Genomic DNA, 24533 nt, shown 5'->3' with positions numbered 1-24533 from the left:
CCCATGACTGACTTGAAGACGACCGCTGGCAAGATCGAGGACCTGAGCGCCAAGCTCACCGAGTCCCGAGCGCCGCAGGGAGAGGTTCCTGCGGCCCGCAGCGCCATCGAGGCGCTCTTTGACGCCGGATCCTTCGTGGAGACCGACGCGCTCGCTCGCCACCGCTCCACCGAGTTCGGCCGCGAGCACATCCGTCCTTACACCGATGGCGTCGTCACCGGCTTCGGCACTGTCGATGGCCGCAAGGTCTGCGCCTATGCGCAGGACGCCTCGCTTTTCGACGGCACCATGGGCGAGGTCTATGGCGAAAAGGTCACCAAGCTTTATGACCTGGCCATTAAGACCGGCGTGCCCATCGTCGCACTCGTCGCCAGCGATAAGCCCCGCGCCCAGGAGGGCATTGTCTCCTCCGCCATGCAGGCCCGCATCCTGGCCCGCGCCACCACCGCTTCCGGCCTCATCCCGCAGGTCACGGCAGTCTACGCGGACTCCAAGGAGGCCTCGCTCGTAGCCGCGCTGTCGGATGTCGTCATTGCTCCGGACGGTGACCTGCAGGCGGATGGGGAGCACGAGGTGAACGTCGCCAAGCGCGTGCTCTCCTACCTGCCTTCCAATAACCGTGCCGCCGCTCCCCGCACCGAGGCCACCATCGTTGCGGGCTCTGTGGAGGAGAACATTACCGACGCCGACCACGCCCTCGATACCCTCGTGGGAGATGACGGCGCCGTCGATCTCGCCGACGTGGTCACCGCCACCTGCGAGGATGTTTTCGAGCTCGGCGCCCAGGTGCGCGGTGTCTTCACCGGCTTCGGTCGCGTGGAGGGCCGCACCGTGGGCATCATCGCCAACCGCGACTCCTTCGATGCGGAAGCTGCCGCTAAGGCCGCGCGTTTCATCCGCCTCTGCGATGCCTTCAATACCCCCATTATCGAGTTCGTCGACTCCCCGGCGCTGGATGTGGAGAAGGCAGCGCTGGCCAAGCTGGTGCACGCCTACTCCGCGGCGAGCGTAGGCAAGATCAGTGTCATCGTCCGCCGCGCGCACGGCACCGGCTACATCGCTTTCGGCTCCAAGGAACTCGGTGCGGACCTGTCCTATGCGTGGCCGACGGCCGAGATCTCAGTGGCCGATGCCCCTGCACTGGCCGCAGAGCTAGAGCTGAGCGAGGAGGAGGCCGCCGCCTACCTGACCCCGTACCAGGCCGCTGAGCGTGGTCTCGTCGATTCCGTCATTACCCCGGCAGCCACCCGCGGCTCCCTCATCGAGGGCCTGCGCCTACTGGATCGCAAGATTATTCCAACCCTGCCGAAGAAACACGGCAATATCGTTTTGTAGAGGTTTCCCTATGACCGCTTCCCTGTTTACCGTTCTGCGCGGCAACCCCACCGACGCTGAGGTGGCGGCCCTGTCCACGGTGCTCAGCCAGCTCGACTCTGAGGCGCGCGCCAAGGCCGCCGATATCCGCTCCGAGCGCGACCTGTGGGGCCAGCCGGGTGACGTATTCAACCCGTCCGCCTTCCGCAACGTCCGCTACTACTAAGCGCATGCGCCTGGTTCTAGCTTCCCAGTCCCCCTCCCGCCTGTCCATCCTGCGGGGTGCGGGCGTGGAACCCGTCATCGCCCCGGCCCACGTGGATGAGCGGGCCATCGAGGAGCGCCTGGCGGGTGCTGAGCCCGCCGAGATCGTCTGTGCGCTGGCTACTGCTAAGGCAGAGGCTATTGCTCCTGACTATCCCGAGGACGTCGTGGTGGGCGGGGATTCCATGCTGCTTCTCGACGGCTCCCTCCAAGGCAAACCCCATACCCCCGAGGCCACCGTGGAGCGCTGGCACGCGCAGGCCGGGCGCGCCGCGGAGCTCATCACCGGCCATTGCGTGCTGCGGGGCGATAAGCGCTTCGTAGAAGCCTCGCGCACGACGGTGCACTTTGCCCAGGCTTCGAACGCCGATATCGAGGCCTACGCCCGCACCGGCGAGCCACTCGAATGCGCCGGCGCCTTTACCTTGGAAGCCCTCGGCGGCTGGTTCATCGACCGCATTGAGGGCGATCCCTCCTCCGTTATCGGCCTTTCGCTACCAGTGCTGCGCCGCGCGCTGTATTTCTTTGGGCTCAACGTTTCCGATTTCTGGGCTCAGCACTAATTCTGGGCGAGCCCTTCTAGTTCCGGGCGAACCTTCCAGGTTCGCCCCTTTCAAGGTTCGCCCCCTCTGGTGGCCGTGGCGCCACATGGCTAGAGTGGGGCGGCATGGAAATGAAAGATATGCTCGCTCCCCCGCCCATCAAGCTGCCCGCCGATCCGGGTGCTGACAGTACCTCCGATCTCACCGCAGGAATTGTCACCCACCCGGATTCCCCGCTGCTCTGGGCTCTGCTGGCGGAACAGGAACTAGACAAGAACAAGGGTGCTGAGCCCACCGCTTTCATCACCGCCTACGCCTATGCGCGTACCGGCTACCACCGCAGCCTCGACCGCCTGCGCGGCAATGGTTGGAAGGGCTGGGGCCCTGTCCCCTTCTCCCACGAGCCCAACCAGGGTGTGCTGCGCGCGATTGCCGCTCTGGGCCATGCTGCAAAGGCCATCGGTGAGGACGCGGAGTATGACCGCATCCGCCAGATGCTTTCCGACGCCGACCCCGAGTCCGTCGCCGCGCTGCTGGACTAAGCAGCTCGGCCAGCCCGACTGGCTAGGAACAACGCCACTCTGCTCGCCGCGTAAACCGCGGCGGCCCCTGCATAGAAAAATCCCGCGGACCTCGAATACTGAGGCCGCGGGATTTGTTTGTCTGCCCTACAGCAGCGCGGAGAGTGACTTTTAAGCCTTATCGCCATCCGCCTTGGCAACCAGATCGCCGGTGTTCTGCGCGGTGCGGATGTTTGCCACGAAGAACTCCAAGATCAATCGGAACTGGATGACGTAAAAAAGGAAGGTGATTCCGCCGAAGATCACAGCACCGAGGAACGCAAGGATTCCCAAAAGAACGCTATCAGCGAAAAACGCGAAGGAGAAGAGGATCGTTCCTACCCAGAAGACTGCTGACAAAATGACGAGCAGCATATAAATGAAGGACGAGAACTTCAGGGTGATAAAGTTGCTGAAAGAGAAGTCAAACAGCGCCTTGAAGAATCCCGTGCCCTTGGAAGAACCGCCATTCGGCGCAGCCTGCTGCGGGTACTGATTCTGCGGGGAGGCCGCAAAGGGCGAGTTCTGCTGGCCAAAGCCCTGCTGCTCCTGGGTGCCGAAACCTTGCTGTCCTTGGGAGCCGAAACCTTGCTGCTCCTGTGCACCGAAGCCCTGGTTCTGCTGGGAGTAGCTACCAAAACCGGACGTGGAGTTGGAGTGAGAGGCCTGGCTACCGAAACCATTGCTTGACTGCTGCCCAAAGCCATGGCCCTGGTTGGATTCCGTCTGCGCACCACCGCCAAAGCAGTCGTTGCCATAGCCGTTAGTGCCGTAGCCGTTGTCGCTGTGGCTCTGGTTCGAGTTCGTCGACTCAGCGGCATGCTCGGCGCCAGCACCACTATCGGTGTTGTAGGAAGCATAGGAGGCGCCAAAGGAGTCCTGGGTGGAGTGGGTGTCCTGGTCCTTAGCGGACTCGGATGCGGGCTCAGCAGAAGCAAAGCCTTCGCTAAACGTGCTGTCCTTAGCTTCGCGGTCAGTGTCCGGCTGCGAATCCTGGGAAGAGGCGCTACCAAACGAGGAAGTCTCAGCGGAGTTCTCGGAGTAATCGCCGTATCCTGCCTGGCCACCCCAGCCAAAGCCGGAGTTCGAATCCTGGGCATTCCAGCCAGACGCCGAGCTATCCTTGTTGGACTGGGGGCTGCCGTAGCCGCCAAAGCTACCGAAGTTATCGTTCCCAGAGTTCTCGCCGTGGGAACCGTTAAAGCTGTTATCGCCCACGTTGCTATCGCTGTTGTCGGCGTTCTCACCAAACTGGTTGGGGTTCGTCATTATTCCTTAGACCTTTCGGAGAATCATCGAATTTCGCAGCACGCTACAGCACTACACTGGCGCAATTTTTACCCCTTCGAACGTACCTGAGATCTCGCTCACCGGCAGCCCGGCTCGGGGAATAAGCCCCAAGAAAATGCAAATTTCCCCGGCCGCGGCAGGGGAAACTCGATAAGGCTAGCGCGAAAATAAACGCTTATGCGTGCTTGGCCTCCACGCGCTTGATGGCTTCAGCCGCCACCTTTTCCTGGATGCCCATGTCCAGCTCAGAGGTGAAGCCCACGCAGGAGCAGTTGATCTCACCAAGGACATAGGTGTCTTCGCCGTTCTCACCGTCCGCCAGCATGAAGTCTGCGGTCCAGATCAGTGGGATGTTGTCACCACCGAGCTTCTCTGCAATGACCGGGCGGACCTCAGCGAACATGTCGACGAGTTCCTGCCACTCCTCCGGCTTCTGGTAGGTGTACTTAGCACCGGAGAACAGGGTCGCGGAGAAAGCGTCGCCGCCCTCAGCCGGCTTCTTGTGCACCACGAAGACCGGATCCGGGCCCACGAGAAGAATACGAATCTCGCCTTCAACGATGCGCGGCATGAAGCGCATGTCCACGAGCATGCCGTTGTCACCCACGATGTACTGGTCGCAGAAATCCATAAACTCGCCGAGCTCGCGCTCCTCGGTGTGGTTGTCCACAGCCTCGGTGCACTTGATCTTGGTGTCGAGAGGCAGTGCGGTGCCCGGTTCGACGGACTCGGCCAGCTTCTCGTCGGCAAGGCGCACGCGCCAGATGCCGGAACCAGTGGAACCGCGGTTCTGCTTGAGCACGCGCTCGCCGTAGGACAGGGAGGCCGGGAAGGTCTTGTGGAAGGACTCGACGTCGTAGTAGGCGGCGGTGTCAGCCGGAACCAGGTCCGTGTCATTGAGCTTAACCAGGGCATCCTTGGCGCCGTAAGCCATCATCTCGTACGGGGTGGACATGCCGACCAGGCCGGCGTCGGACAGCTTGGTGAGCAAGTCGAAGTAGCCCTTCTCACCGCCCGGGATGTTGCCCGGGTTCACGCGGGAAATGTAGGCATCGAAGTTCTCAGATACATACTCAAAGAGCTTCTCAGACCACTCGGGACGGTAGAACACGACCTCTGCGTGCCAGCCTGCATCCTTGATGCAGTCGACGATCGGCATGGTGTCCTTACGGTGTCCATTGATCTGCTTGTCGGATCCGCCCTCGACCTCGAAGACGACGATTGCCTTGTGCACAGTGCTTCCCTTTCGCTAGGGGGTTAATGAGTGTCACTTCTTAAAATAACCCAGGTGAGGCCTGTTCGCTCACCTGAAGAAGCGACGCCAAAATGCGATAAAAGTCGAGCTTAACGCAGTTTTTAGCCCCTGACCTGCACACTTGTTATAACCAGTGCACGCGAGCTGGCGCCCTACGGCATAAAAATGTATCCAACACCACAAAGAGCCCTCCCCCGTGACCACTTTTCGGCCGAGCGCGCTAGAGTTGAAGCGAACGTTTCCCCTTAACGAGAAAGGCAGGTGGACCGTGGCCGAATTCGACCCGAATCCCCCTTTCCAGGAGTACGCGCACCCTGAGCGCCTCGTGTCCGCACCGTGGCTATCCGCGCGACTGGGCATCAACGGCCTCCACGTCATCGAGGTCGATGAGGATTCACTCCTCTACGATATCGGCCACATCCCCACCGCTATCCGTATCAACGTCCAGACGGAGTTGCTCGATAACACAACGAGGGACATCATCAGCGCGGAAGATTTCACAGCCCTCCTTCGCTCGAAGGGCATCGAGCGCGATGACACCGTCATCCTGTACGGAGACAAGTCCAACTGGTGGGCTGCATTCGCCCTGTGGATCTTTGAGCTGTACGGCCACGAAGACGTGCGGCTTCTCGATGGTGGCCGGGATGCCTGGATGTCCGAGGAACGCGATACCTCGTTTATGGTCCCTGACCCGACCCCTTCCTCCTACCCTGAGGTTTCCCGCGAAGAATCATCCCGCATCTTCGTCGACGAGCTGCGCGGCTCCACCGCCACGGTGGTCGACACCCGCAGCCCAGACGAGTTCTGCGGCGAAGCTGCCCTCAAGAACGGAACTGGTGAGTCTGCCTACGGCACCACCTTGACCCACGGTCACATCCCAGGCGCCATCAACCTCGAGTGGGATCGAGCGGTCTACCCCAACGGCTGCTTCCGCGCGCTCAGCGAGCTCAAGGTCAACTATGGCGAGCTAGAGCCCGCAACGGAAACCGTCCTCTACTCGCATGTCGGCGCTCAGGCCGCACACACCTGGTTTGTACTCAAGTACCTGCTCGGCTTCGACAACCCGCGCGTCTACGATGGCTCGTGGGCAGAGTGGGGCAACATGGTTCGAATGCCCGTTGAGCGTTAAGAACACACCGAATTAACCCCGCATCCACGCTGGTGCGGGTTTATTTTTTGACACGAAACCAAGATGTGAAGGTATCCTCATGTTTTGGTGTGCAAGAATAGTACGCAGTCCTATCAGAAAAAATGGAGGAGGGTTCCTGCCGTGGCAGTTGAAACCAAGAACATCACCAAGGTCCTCGTGGCCAACCGCGGTGAGATCGCGGTCCGCGTTATCCGCGCGGCTCGCGACGTCGGCATCGCATCCGTAGCGGTCTACGCTGAGCCAGATGCTGACGCCCCATTCGTCACGCTTGCCGACGAAGCCTTTGCACTCGGCGGTCAAACTTCCGCAGAGTCATACCTCGACTTCAACAAGATTCTCGACGCCGCCTCCAAATCCGGCGCCGACGCCATCCACCCCGGCTACGGCTTCCTCTCCGAGAACGCCGATTTTGCCCAGGCCGTCATCGACGCGGGCCTGACCTGGATCGGCCCCTCCCCGAAGTCCATCGCCGACCTGGGTGACAAGGTCACCGCCCGTCACATTGCCGAGCGTGCTGACGCTCCCATGGCACCGGGCACCAAGGATCCCGTCGCCAGCGCAGAGGAGGTCGAGGCCTTCGCCGACGAGCACGGTCTACCGGTTGCCATCAAGGCCGCTTTCGGTGGCGGTGGCCGCGGCATGAAGGTCGCCCACACCCGCGAGGAGATCAAGGACCTCTACGAGTCCGCCACGCGCGAGGCCGTCACTGCTTTCGGCCGTGGTGAGTGCTTTGTCGAGCGCTACCTGGATAAGGCCCGCCACGTCGAGGCTCAGGTCTTGGCTGACCAGCACGGCAATGTCGTCGTCATGGGCACCCGCGACTGCTCCCTGCAGCGCCGCTTCCAGAAACTCGTTGAAGAAGCTCCTGCCCCCTTCCTCACCGATGAGCAGCGCGCCTCCATCCACGAATCTGCCAAGCGCATTTGCCGCGAGGCCGGATACTACGGTGCCGGCACCGTGGAGTACCTTGTGGGCGCCGATGGCCTCATCTCCTTCCTTGAGGTCAACACGCGCCTCCAGGTGGAGCACCCCGTTACCGAGGAAACCACTGGCTTCGACCTCGTTCGCGAGCAATTCCGCATCGCCGAGGGCCGCGAGCTTTCCATCTCCGAGGCCCCGGCTCCGCACGGCCACGCCATCGAGTTCCGCATCAATGGCGAGGACGCCGCCGCGGGCTTCATGCCAGCCCCCGGAACCGTCGCCACGTACTCCGAGCCTTCCGGCCCGGGCGTGCGCATGGACTCCGGCGTGCGCGAAGGTTCCGTCATTGGTGGCCAGTTCGACTCCATGCTGGCCAAGCTCATCGTCTGGGGCCCAGACCGCGCGACTGCCATTGCGCGTGCACGCCGCGCCCTGGCCGAGTACCGCATCGAAGGCCTCCCCACGGTTATCCCCTTCCATCAGGCCATTCTCACCGATCCTGCCTTCACCGCCGAAGACGGCAACTTCACGGTCTACACCAAGTGGATCGAGGAAGAGTGGGTAAACGAACTGCCCGAATACACCGACACCACCGAGGCCCCCGAGGACGAGGAGCAAGAGGCCGCCCAGAAGTTCGTCGTCGAGGTGGGCGGCCGCCGTATCGAAGTGGCCCTGCCGGGCAACCTCCTCTTGGGCGGTGGCAATAAGCGCAAGAAGTCGAAGAAGCGTCGTGGCAAGGGGGCGTCGGCAAACGTGTCCGGCGACACCGTGACCGCGCCGATGCAGGGCAGCGTCATCAAGGTCGCCGTCGAGGAGGGCCAGGAAGTGGAAGAGGGCGAGGTCGTTGTCGTCCTCGAGGCCATGAAGATGGAGAACCCCGTCAAGGCCCACAAATCCGGCACCGTGACCGACCTCAAGGTGTCCACCGGCACGCAGATCAACAAGGGCGAGCCGATTCTGGAGATCAAGTAGTTCGCTAATGCGTCTCTGCCGGCAGAGAACAGCGCAAAACTGCGACAAACCTTGCCTCGATTAGCACTGTTAAGTACTCTTTGACGTGATACCCCGGTGGAGCTCTGCTCCGGGTTACTTACCCGCTGAGTACTACTTACCGGGGTGCTGTTTTGTCGCTCCGGGGGGATGCAGCAATGGCGCATCAGGATTGCGCCACCAACTCCCCTCGAGTCACTCAGTTAGTGACTAAATTCAGAGATCAAGTAGCCTCGGAAGGCATGAGCGTTAACGATTCCGAGTTCGGCGTACGGTTGGCCAAGGAGCACGACCGTACCTACCTCTCCCGCCTTCTTTTCCTCGCCGATGTCCTCGGTGACGAGGACGCCCATATCGGGGACTTCCACACGCCTGACGTGGGGCTGTACGTCGATGAATGGTCTCCCCATGTCGACGGCGGCGTCATCGCTGTCTCCAGCCACCGCGTGCCCGTTGGTGGCGCGTGGCTGCGCTACTACACCACTGAAGCGAAGGGTGCTGCTTACACCGGCAATCCAGAGGCCGATCCTTTTGATGAGTCCCAGTGGGCCACAGACCTCGATCCAGAGGAGATCCCCGAGCTCTTCATTGCTGTGGAATCCCGCTACAGGGGCTTAGGCGCTGGGCGACGCCTCCTGCGCAACGCCTGCGACCTCGCCGAGGCGCAGGAAGCCCCAGCCATTTCGCTGTGGATTGAGCCGGAGAACACCGGCGCCCGCAAGCTTTATGAATCCGAGGGCTTCGTCGACATCGACGTCCCGGGCCGCCCGGATGCCCACGTGATGCTCAAGCGTTTCTAGCACCGGGGCCTGACCCCCGGAAAGTAGACACGTCGGGGGTTAGCTATGCTGCTTGGGTCAGTGTAGCTGATGTGAGTGCTTCGAAGTCATCGGGGGCTAGAAGGTTGCACCAGGAGTGCCGTCTGCGCGTGTTGTAGCGCATGCACCATCGGAAGACTTCTTGGCGGCAGATGATGGGATTGTCAAAAACTTTCCTATCTCGCAGAACTTCACGCTTTAAAGTGGCGTTAAACGATTCTGCCAGGGCATTATCGGCACTCGTTCCCACTGCTCCCATGGATTGGCGAACACCAAGTTGGGTGCAGTGGTCTTGAAAAGCCTGTGAGGTGTACACACTGCCATGATCAGAATGGAAAATTACCCCTTTAAGGCTTCCGCGAACCTTGCTGGCATGGGACAAAGCTTCGATAACCAGCGATACCCGCATGTGATCGGCGAGCGCATGACCGACAAGTTTGCGCGAGTAGACGTCGATGACTGTGGCAAGGTACATGTTCTTGCCTCCCTTACACGGCAGGTAGGTGATATCGCCTACATACACCTGGTTCGGCTTATCAGCGGTGAATTTGCGGCCTACTAAATCTGGCATGACTCGATGACCAGGCTTGCGCCTGGTAGTGACACATCGACGTTGTTTAGTAAAGCCTTTTAGCCCCATGGATTTCATAATGCGTGCGACCTTCTTGTGATTGATCGGAGGAAAGTCCGTATCGGCTTTAAGGCTTGCAGCGATGCGTTTAGCACCATAAAGCCCGTGCTCATCATCGAAGATGCTCTTGATTCGTGCACCAATAAGAGCATCCGAACACATCTCTAACCTGCGTTTTTCGCGGGTGTTGACCCATTTGTAGAACGAGGAGCGATTGAGCTTTAACACGTGGCACATCCGCTTGACCGAGTACTCGGTTCGATGGTCATAGACAAACTGGAAGCGGATTACCAGCGTGTCTCTTCGGCAAAATATTTCGCGGCCTTACGCAGGATATCGCGTTCTTCACGAAGCTTAGAGACTTCTTTTGTCTCACTGGCGGATCCGCTCAGAATCAGTCGTCGCCTGTGCCTTGTCGCGCATGCTTTTTGTGCGGACACGCTTGCCGGTGCCGTACTGCTTAAGCCAGGAATAAAGTGAGGAACGATTGATTCCTAGCTCTGCTGAAGCCGCGTGAAGTGAGAGGTCCTCATTGTTTTCGTAGAGGGCCACAGCATCACGTTTGAACTGTTCGGAGTACCTAGGCATGGTGGTAGATTACCTTTCTTCCCAACCCAACAGGGCTGGATATCAGGTGTCTACCTAACAGGGGTCAGGTCCCCGCAAGCCGACAAAAGATGTCGACTATACTCGACACTTCCTCGGTTTCTTCTAAAAGTGTCGACTATACTCGACACCTTTCGCGGCGCGCCTACGGCAGCGCGAAGAGCGACGTTGCTCACCCACCGCGGATCCAAGTCGGGCCACAACGACGGTTTCCGTATAACGCTGCACGTATCTTCGCGAAAACGCGACTAGCTTCTTCGCTCCCCTCGCAACGCGCAACGTCTACGTGCCTCCATCGACATGCGGGAGGCGTCTGATAAAAGGCATCAGTCAAAAGGCGTTTTCACGGCTGAAAACGCCTTTTACTCAGTGCAGATGGCGTTTTTGGACCCAAAGATGCCTTCTGCCAGATGCCTTTTGCGAGGCGCCCTCCTGGCTTAGGTCAATGTAGTGAGGAAGAATCCCATCCCACCGCCAAAACCACCAGGGAGCAGCGCCAAGAATGACGCTGCTCACCCATCCATGACCTAAGTCGGTCTTTAGTTGATGACCGCGATGAGGTCGCCGCCCTCAACCTTGGTGGCGGCGCCGATGGCGACGCGCTCGATGGTGCCATCCTTGGTGGCGGAGATGGAGGCTTCCATCTTCATGGCCTCGATGACGGCGATCTGGTCGCCGGCCTTGACCTCGTCACCCGGCTTGGCGGTCGGGTTCACCACGCCGGCAAACGGTGCGGCCACGTGGCCCTCGTTGGACGGGTCAGCCTTCTCCACGGTGGCGACAGTGGACTCAACGTTGTTGTCGCGAACCTTGAGCGGGCGGATCTGGCCGTTGACGTTGAGTACGACGTTGCGGATGCCCTTCTCGTCCGGCTCACCCATAGCATCAAGACGCAAGGTGATGGGCTTGAGGTCTGCGCGGTCGTTGGAGCCCTCCGGGAAGTGGTGGACAATGTAGTCCTTACCTTCTTCCAGTCCGTAGAAGAAGACGGTATCCGTCAGCGCCTCGGTATTGCCGTAGGTGCGGCGGAACTCGTTGAACTCCTCGAACTGCTTCGGGAAGAGCAAGCGGTTGAGGGAGGCACGGCGCTCGGTGGAATCATCCGAACTCAGGTGCTTCTTCTCCTCTTCGGGGACGGGCTTGACGGCGACGTCGCCAGGCGCGCGGCCCTCCAGGACCTTGTCGCGCAGCGGCGGCCAGCCACCCGGAGGCGTACCGAGCTCACCGCGTAGGAAGGCGATGACGGAATCCGGGATGTCGTACTTGGTGGGGTTGGCCTCGAAGTCAGCCGGGTCCACGCCAGCACCCACGAGGTGCAGAGCGAGGTCACCGACCACCTTGGAGGACGGAGTCACCTTGGTCGGGCGGCCAAGCATCTCGTTCACCGCAGCGTAGGTGTCCTCGATAACCTCGAAGCGGTCCTCCAAGCCCAGCGCAGTAGCCTGCGCGCGCAGGTTGGACAGCTGGCCGCCCGGAATCTCGTGGCGGTAGACGCGGCCGGTCGGTCCAGGAATGCCCTTCTCGAACGGCTGGTAGAGCTGGCGTACTGCCTCCCAGTAGGGCTCCAGGTCAGAGACTGCCTTGAGGGAAATACCGGTGTCACGCGAGGAGTTGGAGAATGCCGCGATGATGGCGGACAGCGATGGCTGAGAGGTGGTTCCCGCTAGCGGTGCGGAGGCACCGTCGACGATGTCCGCGCCAGAGAGGGCCGCCGCGTAGTAGGTAGCCAGCTGGCCACCCGCGGTATCGTGCGTGTGCACGTGAACCGGCAGATCAAACTCCTTGCGCAGAGCCATGACCAGCTTGGATGCGGACTCCGGACGCAGCAGGCCTGCCATGTCCTTAATGGCCAAGACGTGGGCGCCGGTGTTGACGATCTCTTCGGCCAGCTTGAGGTAGTAATCCAGCGTGTAGAGCTTCTCATCCGGGGAGCACATGTCGCCGGAGTAGGCCATGGCAACCTCGGCCACGGTGGTGTTGGTCTCTAGGACGGCGTCGATAGCCGGGCGCATCTGGGTGACGTCGTTTAGCGCATCGAAGATACGGAAGATATCCACGCCGGACTTAGCAGCCTCCTGCACGAAGCCGGTGCACACATCGTTGGAGTACGGCGAGTAGCCCACGGTGTTGCGGCCACGCAGCAGCATCTGGATGTTTTGGTTCGGCATGGCCTCACGCAGCAGATCCAGGCGCACCCACGGGTCCTCCTTGAGGAAGCGCATGGCGACATCGTAAGTAGCACCACCCCACGCCTCCACGGAGTAGAGTTCCGGGGTCATGCGGGCGACGGCTTCAGCAGCCGTGACCAGAGCGGTACCGCGCACGCGGGTAGCCAGCAGGGACTGGTGAGCATCGCGGAAGGTGGTATCGGTGACCGCCAGAGCATCCTGCTTACGGATCTTTTCTGCCCACTTCTTCGGGCCCAGCTCCAGCAAGTCGTCACGGGAACCGCGCGGCAGCTCGGAGTTAAAGTCCAGATCCGGCAGCTTATCGAAGGGGCGCAGGGTGGTCGGACGCTCACCGTTCGGCTTGTTGACGGTCACGTCAGCGATGTAGTCGATGATGCGGCCAGATTCGTCCACAGCCGGCGGGGCCTTCAGCAGGTCCGGGTGCTCCGGAATGAAGCTGGTGTCCACGCGAGTGTTGACGAAGTCCGGCTCGCGCAACAGAGCGCGCAGGAAGCCGATATTGGTGGCCACGCCGGCCACGGTGAACTCGTTGAGCGCGCGCTGCGCACGGGCCACGGCTTGCTCGAAAGTGACACCGCGGCAGGTCATCTTCACCAGCAGCGAGTCAAAGTTCGGGGAGATCTCCGCGCCGACGGCCGTTGCACCGTCGAGACGCACGCCCGCGCCGCCCGGCGAGCGGTACTGGGTCAGCGTGCCGGTATCTGGGCGGAAGCCGTTAGAGGGGTCCTCAGTGGTGATACGGCACTGCAGTGCCGCGCCGGTGATGTGGATATCCTCCTGCTTGAGGCCCAGCTCCTCCAGGGAGAGGCCCGCGGCAATCTGCATCTGAGACTTCACGATGTCCACGCCCGTGACCTCCTCGGTCACGGTGTGCTCGACCTGCACGCGCGGGTTCATCTCGATGAAGACGTGGTTGCCCTTCTCATCAACAAGGAACTCGACGGTACCAGCGCCCTCGTAATTGATGTGCTCGCAGAACTTCACGGCGTCCGCGCAGATGCGGTATCGCAGTTCCGGGTCCAGCGTCGGCGCCGGGGCAATCTCCACAACCTTCTGGTGGCGACGCTGCACGGAGCAGTCGCGCTCGTACAGGTGCATGACGTTGCCCTGGGAGTCAGCCAGAATCTGCACCTCAATGTGCTGCGGGCGAATGACCGCGGTCTCGAGGTAAACATTGCCATCGCCGAAGGCGGCCTCCGCCTCGCGGGAGGCCTCAGCGCACTTGGTCTTCAGTTCTGCTTCGTTCTCGATGAAGCGCATACCGCGGCCGCCACCGCCGGCCACTGCCTTCACGAAGACGGGGAACTCAAAGTCCTTGGCGTACTCCGCCAGCTTGTCGACGTCCGTCGAGGGCTTCGAGTCCTTCAACGTAGGCAGCCCTGCTTCCTCAGCTGCAGCCACAGCGGCGGCCTTATCGCCGGTCAGGTCGAGGGTCTCAGCCGTGGGGCCGATGAACTTGATGCCGTTGTCACGGCAGGCGCGAGCCAAATCTGCACGCTCTGAAAGGAAGCCATACCCCGGGTAAATGGCATCCGCACCGGACTTCTTGGCGGCGCGAATAACCTCATCGATATCGAGATAAGCCTTGACCGGCTGACCCTCGGTACCGATACGCACGGCTTCATCCGCGAAGGCGCGGTGGAAGGAGTTGCGGTCTTCTTTGGGATAAATTGCAACGGTCTTGGAACCGACCTCAAAGGCGGCGCGGAAGGCACGCACGGCAATCTCACCGCGGTTGGCCACCAAGATCTTGGAGAAGGACTTGTGGGCGGTATCAGACACTAGGAGTGATCCTTTCAGATAGGAACAATACGAAGACAAGGATAGTGTCCGAGGCGACAACGCGGGCGAGAATCGGCTTATATGTCAACAGGAATCCACACGCTGCACATAGTCGGACAAAGAAGAAAACCAGCCCACGAGAAGAAAGTTTCGTGCGCTGGTTTTACGCTGACTAGGTCCGCTTCTCTTAGATCTGCTTCGGAGGAACGGAGCGCTGCTCCTTGCCGTTGTAAGCAGACAGCGGGCGAATGAGGGAGTTGTTCTCGTTCTGCTCCACGATGTGTGCGGTCCAGCCAGTGATGCGGGCCATCACGAAGATCGGGGTGAAGAACTCGATGTCGAAGCCCAAGATGTGGTACGCGGGGCCAGCCGGGAAGTCCAGGTTCGGCTGGATCTTGATGGAGGTGTTCTCGTACATGGTCTTAGCCATCTTCTCGTACATCTCCACCCACTGCTCCTGGCCGTGATCCTTGGCCAGCTCGCGGAAGGCAGCCTCCATGGTCGGAACACGGGAGTCACCGTTCTTGTACACGCGGTGACCGAAACCCATGACGAGCTCCTTGTTCTTGAGCTTGTTGAGCGTCCACTCCTCTGCCTTGGCCGGGTCACCGACCTCCAGGAAGTTCTTCATCACGGCCTCGTTAGCACCACCGTGTAGCGGGCCCTTCAGGGCGCCGATGGCGGCGGTAACAGCGGAGTAGGTATCGGACATCGTGGAGGTCACCACGCGGGCAGCGAAGGTGGACGCGTTGAAGGAGTGCTCCGCGTAGAGGATGAGGGACTTATCAAAGGCCTCAATATCGGAGCGCGACAGGGCTGGGGAGCCTTCCTCCTCACCGAAGACCATCCACAGGAAGTTCTCCGCAAAGCCCTTCTTGCGGGAAGGCTCGAGGTATCCCTCGCCACGGCGGCGACGGATGTCGAGTGCGACGATGGTCGGCAACTTCGCCATAAGCTCCAGCGCGGTGCGGCGGATGTGCTCGGAGTCCTTGGTGTACTCCTCCGGATCCTGGGAGCCGATGAAGGAGACTGCGGTACGCAGCACGTCCATCGGGTGGCAGGACTTCGGCATGGAGGTGATCAGGTCGATGAGGTGGCGGTCCAGGTGACGCAGTGCCTTCTCACGGGCGGAGAAGCGGACCAGCTCATCCTGGGTCGGCAGCTCGCCATTCCACAGCAGGTAGGCAACCTCCTCGAAGGAGCAGTAGCGGGCCAGCTCCTGCACCGGGTAGCCACGGTAGGTCAGGGAGTTGGTCTCCGGGACAACCTTGGACACGGCGGTCTCGTCGACGACAACGCCGTACAGGCCCTTGCGGATCTCTGGGGTTTCAGACATGGTGTTTCTCCTTAAGTGGGGGGCCTAGCGTGTGGGCTAGGCCGGGGGGATTAGTCAAAGGTGGGCTTGTAGCTGTCCTTGGAGTACGTGAACACGCTCTGGTCGAAGGCGTTGTACTCGTCGTAGCGCACCAGCTCGTAGAGGCGGGAGCGGTGCTGCATGCGCTCGAGCCACTCCTCGGATTGCAGTCCGGTCTCCTGCATGTCGCGGAGGAATTCTTCGGTAGCACCCATGGCCACGCGCAGGGTGGATACCGGCCAGATGACGGCGTTGTAGCCCAAGTCCTCAATGCGCTTAGCCGACAGCAGCTCGGTCTTGCCGAACTCCGTCATGTTGGCCAGCAGCGGGGTGTCCACGGCGGCGCGGAACTTTTCAAAGTCCTTCGGCGAGTACAAGGCCTCGGTGAAAATGAGGTCCGCGCCGGCATCGGCATAAGCCTTGGCGCGCTCGATGGCCTCATCGATGCCGTGGATGCCGGCGGCATCGGTGCGGGCACAGATGATGAAGTTCTCATCGCGGCGCTCATTGACGGCGGCGGTAATGCGGCGAACCATGAGATCCGTCGGCACGACTTCCTTACCATCGAGGTGACCGCAGCGCTTCGGGTTGACCTGGTCCTCCAGGTGGCAGCCGGCCAGGCCAGCGTCCTCCAGCGCGGCAACCGTGCGGGCGGCGGACATGGGTTCGCCGAAGCCGGTATCGGCGTCGACAAGCACCGGCAAGTCCGTGGCACGGGCAATGTGCCCGGCGCGCTGCGCTACCTCGGTGAGCGTGGTCAGGCCGATGTCCGGCAGGCCCAGGTCATTGGCCAGCACCGCGCCGGAGACGTAGACGCCGCCGAAGCCACCGAGATCCTGGATAAGGCGCGCGGTCAGCGGGTTGAAGGCGCCCGGCAGCGTGGTGATTTCCGGTGCATTCAGCGCCTCGCGAAAGCTCTTGCGCTTGTCTGCGTTGCTGATAGTGGAGCCAAATAGGCCAGCCATTTAGAACAGTCCCTTCGGGGTCTCGGGTGCGGTGGCGATAGCCTCGTCGGTGAGGCGAACGTTGAGTTCGTTCAGGTCGGTGAGGTTCTCCAGGTTCTGCGCGGCAGCGAGGAAACGCTCCTGCTCCTCCTCCGAGACCTTGCCGGCAGCGAGCTTCTTGAACTTGTTGATGTACTCCTCGCGGCCGAAGGGGCGGGCGCCGAGCGGGTGGGCGTCGGCCACCGCGCGCTCATCCTCAATGACGGTGCCGTCCTTGAAGGTGATGACGGCCTTGCCGCCGAAAGCCTTCTCATCCAGGTCGTTGGAGTGGTAGCGGCGGGTCCACTCCGGGTCCTCGACGGTGGAAATCTTGTGCCACAGGTCGATGGTGTCCTGACGGTGCTTGCGCCCGTCAGAGTAGGAGGTCTCGTAGTCCCACTCGCCGTCCTGCAGGGCCACGGCGAAAATGTACATGATGGAGTGATCCAGGGTCTCGCGGGAGGCGTTCGGATCCATCTTCTGCGGGTCGTTAGCGCCGGTGCCGATGACGTAGTGGGTGTGGTGCGAGGTGTGCAGGACGATGGACTCGATGTCCTCCGTCTTCAGGCCCTTCTCCGCGAGGGTCTTCTTGAGGGCAAAGGCCATGTCGATCGGGGCCTGTGCCTGGTACTCCGCGGAGTGCTCCTTGGTGTAGGTGTCCAGGATGGCGCGCTTTTCTTCACCCTCCGCCGGAAGGGGGACGGTGTAGGTGCGCTCCGGGGAGTGCAGCATCCAGGCGATGAAGCCGTCCTCACCTTCCCAAATCGGGGCCGGGGCACCCTCGCCGCGCATGGAGCGGTCCACTGCCTCGATGGCCATCTTGCCCGCGAAGGCTGGGGCGTAGGCCTTCCAGGAGGAAATCAGGCCCTTGCGGGACTGGCGGGTGGCGGTGGTGGTGTGCAGTGCCTGGCCGATGGCCTGGTAGATGGTGTCCACATCGAGGTTCAACATGGTGCCGATACCCGCGGCGACGGACGGACCAAGGTGTGCCACGTGGTCAATCTTCCACTCGTGGAGGCAGATGCCCTTGACCAGGTTAACCTGGATTTCGTAGCCAGTAGCCAGGCCACGGATGAGGTCCTTGCCGGTCAGCCCCTTGTGCTGTGCCACGGCCAGAATCGGCGGGATGTTATCGCCTGGGTGGGAGTAGTCGGCAGCAAGGAAGGTGTCGTGGTAGTCCAGCTCGCGCACGGCGGTGCCGTTGGCCAGCGCAGCCCATTCGGCGGAGTAGTTACCGTCCACGCCGAAGATGGTGGCGCCGCCTTCCTGCACCGGGTGGGCCTGTGCAATGACGCGGGCGGAGGTAACCGGGCGGCGCGTTGCGGAAGCGACGGCCACGGAGGCGTTATCGATGATGCGGTTGATGATCATCTCGGTGGTCTCGGCCGGAACCTCGACGGGATCGGCAGCTACCTTGGCAACCTTGTAGGCCAAGTGCTCTTCAATAGGAAAGTCCTCGGCGGACTTGTGGGTACGTACTTCGTGGTTAATCAACGGGATTCCCTCCTAGACCAGAACAACGATTGCGATAGGCATCACACTAACCTCGCTCCGTGTGACCTGCCACATGTGTAAACTGTGACTATCTGTTGCAAGACTTTGCGTTGTTTGCAAAACTTGTGGAATTTCCAGGTGGGATGGCTTTTTAGGAGGACGCAGACGGTGACTAAGCACTACGCGGGGGCGAGAATCCACGCACTACGCAAGGAACGCAAACTCACACAAGCCGCCATGGCGAAGCAGCTGGGGCTATCCACCAGCTACCTCAACCAGCTGGAAAATGACCAGCGCCCCCTCACCGTCACCGTCCTCCTGCAGCTGACCCAACGCTTCGGCGTTGACGCCACGTACTTTGCAGGGGACCGCGATCTGCGCGCTCTCGCCGAGCTGCGCCAGCTCTTCCCCGAAGCCACCGAAGCCACCCTTACTGACTTAAGCGGGCGCTTCCCCGAACTTTTACCCCGGCTTGTCGACGCCGCCGCACACACCCCCGCCGAACCCGGCCCTTTCGAAGCGGTCCGTGACTTCTTCTACGACGCCCACAACTACGTCCATAGCCTCGACACAGCCGCCGAGGAGCTCTCCGATTCGCTCGGAGACCGAGTCCTGCGCCGCGGGCGCTTAGCTTCCGTCTTGCAGGATGAATTCGGTGTCACGACGCGCTTTTCCTCCTCGTCCCCGCGCCGCCGCACCTTCCACGACCGCGAGTTGCACCTGCGCGCGGGCCTTACGGAATCCCAACTCGTCTTTGAAATGGCGCTCCAGTACTGCCTGCTGGCCTACCCGGAGCATTGCGCGGAACTCGTCGCCGAATTGCCGGGCGAGGAAGCACAGACTATTGGCACGCTGGGCCTCGCGCAGTATTTTGCCGCCGCCGTGACCATGCCTTATACCCAGTTCCTCGCCACTGCGGAGGAAACGCGCTATGACATCGACGTCATCGCGACGGCCTTTGGCACTGGTTTCGAGACCACCGCGCAGCGCTTGTCGACGTTACAGCGACCCGGCCACCAAGGCGTTCCCTTCTCCTTCATCCGCACCGACCGCGCAGGAAATATTTCCAAGCGCCAGTCCTCCACCGCTTTCCACTTCACCCGCAGCGGCGGCTCCTGCCCGTTGTGGGTCGTGCACCGCGCTTTTGAAACGCCCAACCGCATCACGAGGCAGGTGGCCTCGATGCCCGATGACCACACCTACTTGTGGATTGCGCGCTTCGTCCAAGGCCAGGCCCAGGCCTGGGGCACGCCGCGCAAAGAATTCGTCGTGGGCTTAGGCTGCGATATCGCACAGGCGGATCGCGTGGTCTACGCGGATGCGCTCAACCTCTCCCCTTCTGAGGCGACCCCCATCGGCCCTGGCTGCGCCGCCTGCCCACGTCCAGCGTGCCCGCAGCGTGCCTTCCCACAGGTGGGGCGGCCCGTCAGCCTCGACCTCAATGCCACGCCGGTTTCGGCTTATGCCACCTCATAGTTCTTTCATTTTCGCCTAGGCTTTCGAATTTCCTACTGCGATGTCCGGTGGGCTTGCCAGGATAGGACGTGTTCGGCACCACGCCGAGTTCTCTTCCCTCACCTACGCAGGAGGTTCTCTCTCATGTCCACCCCTTATGCAGCTCACCAGCGAATACGGCGAGCAGTTCACCATGGAAGAAGCCCAGCATGCGGTGAGCACACTGGGCTTATAAGAGCGGGCCGTAGATAAATCAGACCCGGGTCTGATTTACGCGAGGTCTTTACTCAAGGTCATCGTGAGCAACGAGGCGGCGGGCCGCCTCCGTGATGGTGCCGGACAGGGACGGGTAGACCGCCAGGGAATCCGCTAGCTGGTTCACGGTGAGCTGGTTGGTCACGGCGACCGCGATGGGCAGAATAAGCTCGGAGGCGGTCGGAGCAACAATCACGCCACCGATGACGCGGCCGGAGGTCGCACGGCAGAAGAGCTTGACAAAGCCGTGCTGCAGTGAGCGCATCTTGGCGCGCGGGTTGGTATTCAACGGCATCGTGATGGTGCGGGCGGCAACCTCACCGGCCTCAATCTCCGCCTGGGTAAAGCCCACGGCTGCGATCTCCGGGCGGGTAAACACGGCGGTTGCTACGGTCTTCAGGCGCAGCGGGGACACGCCCTCACCCAGGGAGTGGTACATAGCGATACGGCCCTGCATCGCGGCAACGGAAGCCAGCGGGAACAGGTCGGAGCAGTCGCCGGCGGCATAGATGCCAGCGACATTGGTGCGGGAAACGCGGTCAACCTCGATGTGGCCGGACTTCGTGGTAGCCACACCAACGTGCTCCAAGCCGAGGTTCTTGGTATTCGGGATGGAACCGATGGACATGATGACGTGGGAGCCGTGGATCTCGCGACCATCCTGGGTCTTGACCACCACGTTGCCGTCCTCAGTACGGGAGACGGTCTCCACGCGGCAGTTCTTCTCCAGCTCCACGCCGCGCTCGGCCAGGACGGTCTCGAGGACGTCGGCAGCGTCGGCGTCGTCGTGCGGCAGAATGCGGTCGCGGGAAGCCACCATGGTCACGCGCACGCCCATCTCGGCGAAGGCGGAAACGAACTCAGCACCGGTCACGCCGGAGCCGACCACGATGAGGTGTTCCGGCTCCTCCTTGAGGTCATAGACCTGCTGCCAGGTGAGGATGCGCTCGCCGTCCGGCTGCGCGCCCGGCAGAATGCGCGGGGTGGCACCGGTAGCAACGAGGACGAGGTCCGCGTCGAGGGTCTCAGTGGTGCCATCCTTATGGGTGACATCAACCTTGTGCGCTGCACCCTTCACCCCATGCTGATCCTCGGAGAACGCCGCGCGGCCATCGATGACCTTGACGCCAATCTTCTCCAGGCCCGCACGGACGTCACGGGACTGGTTAGCAGCCAGCGCCTGAACACGGCCGTTGAGGGCCTCCAGGCTCAGCTGCAAGGAGCTGAGCTGGTGGTTCAGGCCCATGTCATCGGCGCGGCGGAAGTCGGTGCGAATGTTGGCGCCAGCGATGAAGGACTTCGAGGGCACGCAGTCCAAGAGAACGGAGGAGCCACCGGGGCCCTGTTCCTCAATCAACGTAATGTGCGCGCCGTACTTGGCGCCGGCGGTCGCAGCCTCGTAGCCTGCGGGGCCACCGCCGATGATTACGATGCGGGGGGCTTCCTGTGACACTGTCGCTCCTTTTTTAAAATTCTGCCTATAAGAACTCTGGGAAATCCTTGTCACAGTGTAGTGCTTAGGCGCTTAATCCTCCACGTTGGCAAACTGCTCCGCTACGGAGCCAAAGAGTTTGACGCCCACGCCGATGGCTCTCTCATCGGGGGCCAAATCACCCATATGCAGATCATGCTGCTCGCCTTCACCGGACCAGCAGCCAAGGCGAGCCATGGAGCCGGGCACCTTTTCTAGGTACCACGAGAAATCCTCGCCGCCCGAGGATTGCGGGGCCTGAACCACAGCCTGCGGGTCAATGGCCTGGGCAGCGCTGGCAAGGAGGGCGGTAGAGACGTCGTCGTTAAGCACGGGCGGAACCCCACGGTGGTAGACCAGCTCATGCTCCACACCCAGGGGCGCTAGCACCTGTTCCACCAACTCGGAGAAGAGCGTTTGCATATCCCGCCAGATTCCGATGTCTGCCGTGCGCATAGTGCCAGACACAGAGCCGGTCTCAGGGATCGCGTTCGGGGCATAGCCGGAATTCACCTGGCCGAAGACCAAGACGGTGCCGGTGCGCGGATCGACGCGGCGTGAGAGCAAACCTGGCAGGTCCGTCAGCAGCTTGCCCAGCGCATAGACGACGTCCGCCGACAAGTGCGGGCGCGAGGTATGCCCGCCGGGGCCGGAGACGTTGATTTCCACAACATCGGTCGCGGAGGTGATCGCCCCAGCGCGAACGCCGATACGCCCGACGCGCAGCTTTGGTTCGACGTGCACGGCAAAGATGGAGTTCACGCCTTCGAGCGCACCCCACTCGATGACATCGGTGGCGCCGCCTACCCAGACTTCTTCGGCGGGCTGGAAAATGACACGAACACCGAAATCTAGCGGATGCTCGCGATTAAGGTCCGCCAGGGCGCAGGCCGTGGCCAGCGCAATGGTGGTATGTATGTCATGCCCACACGCGTGCATGACGCCGGGGACCTCGGAGGTGTATTCGAGTCCGGTGACTTCGGTGACGGGCAGCGCGTCAATATCGGCGCGGAAGGCCAAGCGCCCAAGTTCCGTATCGGGGCCAATATCCACCATGAGGCCGGTCTCGGGGAAAAGATGCGGCTCCAAGCCGTACTCACGCAGGGTGCGGGACAGGAAGCGGGTGGTTTCCACCTCGTTATTGGAAGTCTCCGGGTGGCGGTGAATATGGCGGCGCCACGCGATGACCTCCGCGCGGTGGTTGCTGAACCACTCACTGACGTAGTCCGAGATCAATGCTTCCTCCTCCGTGGTTTCCTCCTGGGAAGAGTCTACAACTAGACCATGCGGTTCAGTTAGCCGGGCAGGTCACACGCTAGATATACTGAGCGGTCTGCCCTGACCGACGGTTTCGCTACAGGTCGATATTGCGGGGGCCATAGAGGCGATCGCCGGCGTCACCCAGCCCCGGCACGATATAAGCGTCCTCGTTGAGGGCCGGATCAATCACTGCAGTGACCAAGCGAACTGGCAAGCCCGAGTTAGCCAGCGCATCAACGCCCGGCTGGGCGGAGACCATGCAGATCGCCGTGATGTCGGTAGCGCCACGGTCCGCAAGGAGCTTCAGGGAGTGCAGGAGGGAACCACCCGTGGCGAGCATCGGGTCAACCACGAAGACGCTGCGGCCGCTGAGATCCTCCGGTAGGGCCTCCAGATAAGGCACCGGCTCGTGGGTTTCCTCATCTCGCGCCATACCGATGAAGCCGACCTGGGCATCCGGAATCATGGACAGGGCCGGGTCAATCATGCCCAGACCAGCACGGATGATGGGCACGATAATCGGCGGGTTTTGCAGGCGGGTGCCCTCCGCCGTGGCGACGGGAGTGACGCAATCAAAATGCTCGACGGGCAAATCACGGGCTGCTTCATACACCAGCATGGTGCCCAGGTCTCGCAGGGCGGCACGGAAAGCGGTGTTATCGCTGCGGGCATCACGCATCAGCGTGAGCCGGGAGGCGGCGAGGGGGTGGTCTACTACGTGGATATCCATGCCCTTCACTGTATAAGAATCCGCCGGGAACCGATCAGCGGGCGGCGCAGTCTAAAAAGGCATGACTAGCTTTGACACATTCACTATTGACACCGAATACACCCGCCGGCTGGCACACGAACTGGCCACCGTCTCCCAAGCCTCCGCCACTCCCCCTCCTGCGTTACCTATAGATTCCGTTCTGGGTGGCTTCACCGGCGCATTTAACTCCGCCATGGAAAACCTCGCTGCCCGCCTTGCCCAGGTCAGGGCGGATGCCGGAGCTGTGGCGGACTCCAGCTTCCGCATGGCCCGCGAGGCCGAGGACGCTGACGGTGCTCTTGCTAGCGCCTGTGGGGGTCTGTGATGTTGGAGTCAGCAATCGCTCACATCGCTCGGATGCAGCCGGCACAGCTTCCCGATGTCTCCCTGCCCACTGTGCCCGATCTCACTGCTGCCGGGCCCTTAGCGGAGATAGCGCACGGAGATCCGCGGGCGCTTTTCGCCACCGCACGCCAGGCCACCGAGGACCTTTCCACGGCGCGCTCTGCGCTAGATTCCGCGCGCGGGCTCATCTCGGCGGCCGTCAGGGACCTCATCGGGCTGGGATTCGAGTTGCTCCAGCGCGGACTGCCTTTAGCCTTGGGCTTGCTCATCCCCAACCCAGCCACACAGGCCGCAGCCCGCTCGGCTTTGCAGGCCTTGGCAATGGAGTACGTCGGCAAGGCGATGCTGCGCGTAAAGCAGCTGGCCGGGGAGCTCCTTCAGGCGGCCGCGCCCCTCGTGCCCATTGCACAACGCGCGGTGCGCCCTTCAGTGCGCGGTCCGCAGGAGGAAGGCGGAGCACGCCACGCGCTGACCACGTCCTCGTCCTCTGATAGCAAAGGAAGCGCGCAAGGCCAGGCCGCGGTGCAAGCCGCACTCTCCCAGCTGGGCACACCCTATGGATGGGGCGGCACCGGCAACGGCAGCTTCGATTGCTCGGGGCTAACCCAATGGGCTTGGCGCCAGGCTGGGGTGGAACTGCCGCGCACCGCTGAAAGCCAGACCGTGGGCCGCCAGGTGAGCGCGGATGAGCTGCAGCCCGGCGACCTCGTTGTGTGGGATGGGCATGTGGCCATGTACTCCGGTGACGGGCAGATGGTGGAGGCCGGCAGCCCCGTGCAAACCAATCCACTGCGCACCAACAACATGGGGATGGCTTTCAAAGGCTTCTGGAGGCCCACAGGGTAGACTATTT

At 61.8% G+C, this 24533-nt stretch carries 20 protein-coding genes and 1 pseudogene; 11 read left to right on the top strand and 10 right to left on the bottom strand.

The window, feature by feature from the left end:
• Positions 1-3 precede the first annotated feature (3 nt).
• The 4 genes from CAURIM_RS02825 to CAURIM_RS02810 all read left to right on the top strand — a co-directional run bounded on the left by CAURIM_RS02825 (position 4) and on the right by CAURIM_RS02810 (position 2662).
• Positions 4-1335, top strand: a complete 1332-nt coding sequence (locus CAURIM_RS02825; protein ID WP_070710884.1) for a carboxyl transferase domain-containing protein — start codon at positions 4-6, stop codon at positions 1333-1335.
• Positions 1336-1345: 10 nt separating this feature from the next.
• Positions 1346-1540, top strand: a complete 195-nt coding sequence (locus CAURIM_RS02820; protein WP_070644361.1) for an acyl-CoA carboxylase subunit epsilon — start codon at positions 1346-1348, stop codon at positions 1538-1540.
• Between the two features lie 4 nt (positions 1541-1544).
• Positions 1545-2141 carry a Maf family protein gene (locus CAURIM_RS02815; protein WP_070446377.1) on the top strand — a complete coding sequence of 199 codons (597 nt, stop codon included), beginning with the start codon at positions 1545-1547 and terminating at the stop codon, positions 2139-2141.
• A 104-nt stretch (positions 2142-2245) separates the two neighbouring features.
• Positions 2246-2662: a DUF3151 domain-containing protein gene (locus CAURIM_RS02810; RefSeq protein WP_201828651.1), complete on the top strand. Its 417-nt coding sequence runs from the start codon at positions 2246-2248 to the stop codon at positions 2660-2662.
• A 150-nt stretch (positions 2663-2812) separates the two neighbouring features.
• Here CAURIM_RS02810 and CAURIM_RS02805 read toward each other — a convergent pair whose 3' ends face one another.
• Together CAURIM_RS02805 and CAURIM_RS02800 are read right to left on the bottom strand one after the other, a co-directional pair.
• A complete protein-coding gene (locus CAURIM_RS02805; RefSeq protein ID WP_201828652.1) occupies positions 2813-3949 on the bottom strand; it encodes a DUF4282 domain-containing protein in 1137 nt (378 codons plus the stop codon).
• A gap of 196 nt (positions 3950-4145) precedes the next feature.
• The gene (locus CAURIM_RS02800) at positions 4146-5204 is read right to left on the bottom strand and encodes a Cj0069 family protein (RefSeq protein ID WP_010189357.1); all 1059 of its coding nucleotides are present in this window, start codon (positions 5202-5204) and stop codon (positions 4146-4148) included.
• Between the two features lie 289 nt (positions 5205-5493).
• Between CAURIM_RS02800 and CAURIM_RS02795 the strand changes: the two genes are divergently transcribed.
• From CAURIM_RS02795 to CAURIM_RS02785, 3 genes are all read left to right on the top strand, one after another.
• A complete protein-coding gene (locus CAURIM_RS02795; protein WP_070446383.1) occupies positions 5494-6354 on the top strand; it encodes a sulfurtransferase in 861 nt (286 codons plus the stop codon).
• A gap of 141 nt (positions 6355-6495) precedes the next feature.
• The gene (locus CAURIM_RS02790; protein ID WP_201828653.1) at positions 6496-8268 is read left to right on the top strand and encodes an ATP-binding protein; all 1773 of its coding nucleotides are present in this window, start codon (positions 6496-6498) and stop codon (positions 8266-8268) included.
• Positions 8269-8528: 260 nt separating this feature from the next.
• On the top strand, positions 8529-9086 hold the full coding sequence (locus CAURIM_RS02785) for a GNAT family N-acetyltransferase (RefSeq protein WP_201828654.1): 558 nt from the start codon (positions 8529-8531) through the stop codon (positions 9084-9086).
• 43 nt (positions 9087-9129) lie between these two features.
• On the opposite strand, the pseudogene CAURIM_RS02780 reads toward CAURIM_RS02785, so the two are convergent.
• From CAURIM_RS02780 to prpD, 5 genes and pseudogenes are all read right to left on the bottom strand, one after another.
• A pseudogene (locus CAURIM_RS02780) lies at positions 9130-10323 on the bottom strand (IS3 family transposase).
• 557 nt (positions 10324-10880) lie between these two features.
• Positions 10881-14312 (bottom strand): pyruvate carboxylase, encoded by a 3432-nt coding sequence (locus CAURIM_RS02775; RefSeq protein ID WP_070446389.1) that lies wholly within the window; start codon positions 14310-14312, stop codon positions 10881-10883.
• A 187-nt stretch (positions 14313-14499) separates the two neighbouring features.
• Positions 14500-15648 carry a bifunctional 2-methylcitrate synthase/citrate synthase gene (locus CAURIM_RS02770; RefSeq protein WP_070446391.1) on the bottom strand — a complete coding sequence of 383 codons (1149 nt, stop codon included), beginning with the start codon at positions 15646-15648 and terminating at the stop codon, positions 14500-14502.
• Positions 15649-15698: 50 nt separating this feature from the next.
• The gene (gene prpB / locus CAURIM_RS02765) at positions 15699-16631 is read right to left on the bottom strand and encodes a methylisocitrate lyase (RefSeq protein WP_070446393.1); all 933 of its coding nucleotides are present in this window, start codon (positions 16629-16631) and stop codon (positions 15699-15701) included.
• Positions 16632-18143, bottom strand: a complete 1512-nt coding sequence (prpD, locus tag CAURIM_RS02760) for a 2-methylcitrate dehydratase PrpD (RefSeq protein ID WP_070446395.1) — start codon at positions 18141-18143, stop codon at positions 16632-16634.
• A 168-nt stretch (positions 18144-18311) separates the two neighbouring features.
• Here prpD and CAURIM_RS02755 point away from each other — a divergent pair, with 168 nt between their 5' ends.
• Positions 18312-19619, top strand: a complete 1308-nt coding sequence (locus tag CAURIM_RS02755) for a short-chain fatty acyl-CoA regulator family protein (RefSeq protein WP_201828655.1) — start codon at positions 18312-18314, stop codon at positions 19617-19619.
• A gap of 40 nt (positions 19620-19659) precedes the next feature.
• Entirely contained in the window at positions 19660-19833 is a 174-nt protein-coding gene (locus CAURIM_RS12895; RefSeq protein WP_353959309.1) for an Ltp family lipoprotein, read from the top strand.
• Between the two features lie 48 nt (positions 19834-19881).
• On the opposite strand, the gene CAURIM_RS02745 is transcribed toward CAURIM_RS12895, so the two are convergent.
• The 3 genes from CAURIM_RS02745 to upp all read right to left on the bottom strand — a co-directional run bounded on the left by CAURIM_RS02745 (position 19882) and on the right by upp (position 23314).
• Complete coding sequence (locus CAURIM_RS02745) at positions 19882-21306, bottom strand: NAD(P)H-quinone dehydrogenase (RefSeq protein ID WP_070446399.1); 1425 nt, start codon at positions 21304-21306, stop codon at positions 19882-19884.
• A gap of 72 nt (positions 21307-21378) precedes the next feature.
• Complete coding sequence (locus CAURIM_RS02740; protein WP_070446401.1) at positions 21379-22560, bottom strand: M20 family metallopeptidase; 1182 nt, start codon at positions 22558-22560, stop codon at positions 21379-21381.
• Between the two features lie 118 nt (positions 22561-22678).
• Complete coding sequence (gene upp / locus CAURIM_RS02735; RefSeq protein WP_201828656.1) at positions 22679-23314, bottom strand: uracil phosphoribosyltransferase; 636 nt, start codon at positions 23312-23314, stop codon at positions 22679-22681.
• A 61-nt stretch (positions 23315-23375) separates the two neighbouring features.
• Between upp and CAURIM_RS02730 the strand changes: the two genes are divergently transcribed.
• On the top strand, positions 23376-23660 hold the full coding sequence (locus CAURIM_RS02730) for a hypothetical protein (RefSeq protein ID WP_070521391.1): 285 nt from the start codon (positions 23376-23378) through the stop codon (positions 23658-23660).
• Complete coding sequence (locus CAURIM_RS02725) at positions 23660-24526, top strand: C40 family peptidase (RefSeq protein WP_201828657.1); 867 nt, start codon at positions 23660-23662, stop codon at positions 24524-24526. The genes CAURIM_RS02730 and CAURIM_RS02725 overlap by 1 nt, the downstream gene beginning before the upstream one ends.
• Positions 24527-24533: the final 7 nt, after the last annotated feature.

The sequence above is a fragment of the Corynebacterium aurimucosum genome (assembly GCF_030408555.1).
Taxonomy (GTDB): Bacteria; Actinomycetota; Actinomycetes; order Mycobacteriales; family Mycobacteriaceae; genus Corynebacterium; species Corynebacterium aurimucosum.
Note: the sequence above shows the minus strand (reverse complement) of the source record. Positions and strands in the feature narration are given on the sequence as shown.

What these genes read in the sequence shown, in the direction of transcription:
- CAURIM_RS02825 (WP_070710884.1), top strand. Translation starts at nt 4, where the DNA reads ATGACTGACTTGAAGACGACCGCTGGCAAGATCGAGGACCTGAGCGCC.
- CAURIM_RS02820 (WP_070644361.1), top strand. Translation starts at nt 1,346, where the DNA reads ATGACCGCTTCCCTGTTTACCGTTCTGCGCGGCAACCCCACCGACGCT.
- CAURIM_RS02815 (WP_070446377.1), top strand. Translation starts at nt 1,545, where the DNA reads ATGCGCCTGGTTCTAGCTTCCCAGTCCCCCTCCCGCCTGTCCATCCTG.
- CAURIM_RS02810 (WP_201828651.1), top strand. Translation starts at nt 2,246, where the DNA reads ATGGAAATGAAAGATATGCTCGCTCCCCCGCCCATCAAGCTGCCCGCC.
- CAURIM_RS02805 (WP_201828652.1), bottom strand. Translation starts at nt 3,949, where the DNA reads ATGACGAACCCCAACCAGTTTGGTGAGAACGCCGACAACAGCGATAGC.
- CAURIM_RS02785 (WP_201828654.1), top strand. Translation starts at nt 8,529, where the DNA reads ATGAGCGTTAACGATTCCGAGTTCGGCGTACGGTTGGCCAAGGAGCAC.
- CAURIM_RS02770 (WP_070446391.1), bottom strand. Translation starts at nt 15,648, where the DNA reads ATGTCTGAAACCCCAGAGATCCGCAAGGGCCTGTACGGCGTTGTCGTC.
- prpB (WP_070446393.1), bottom strand. Translation starts at nt 16,631, where the DNA reads ATGGCTGGCCTATTTGGCTCCACTATCAGCAACGCAGACAAGCGCAAG.
- CAURIM_RS12895 (WP_353959309.1), top strand. Translation starts at nt 19,660, where the DNA reads ATGTCCGGTGGGCTTGCCAGGATAGGACGTGTTCGGCACCACGCCGAG.
- upp (WP_201828656.1), bottom strand. Translation starts at nt 23,314, where the DNA reads ATGGATATCCACGTAGTAGACCACCCCCTCGCCGCCTCCCGGCTCACG.
- CAURIM_RS02730 (WP_070521391.1), top strand. Translation starts at nt 23,376, where the DNA reads ATGACTAGCTTTGACACATTCACTATTGACACCGAATACACCCGCCGG.
- CAURIM_RS02725 (WP_201828657.1), top strand. Translation starts at nt 23,660, where the DNA reads ATGTTGGAGTCAGCAATCGCTCACATCGCTCGGATGCAGCCGGCACAG.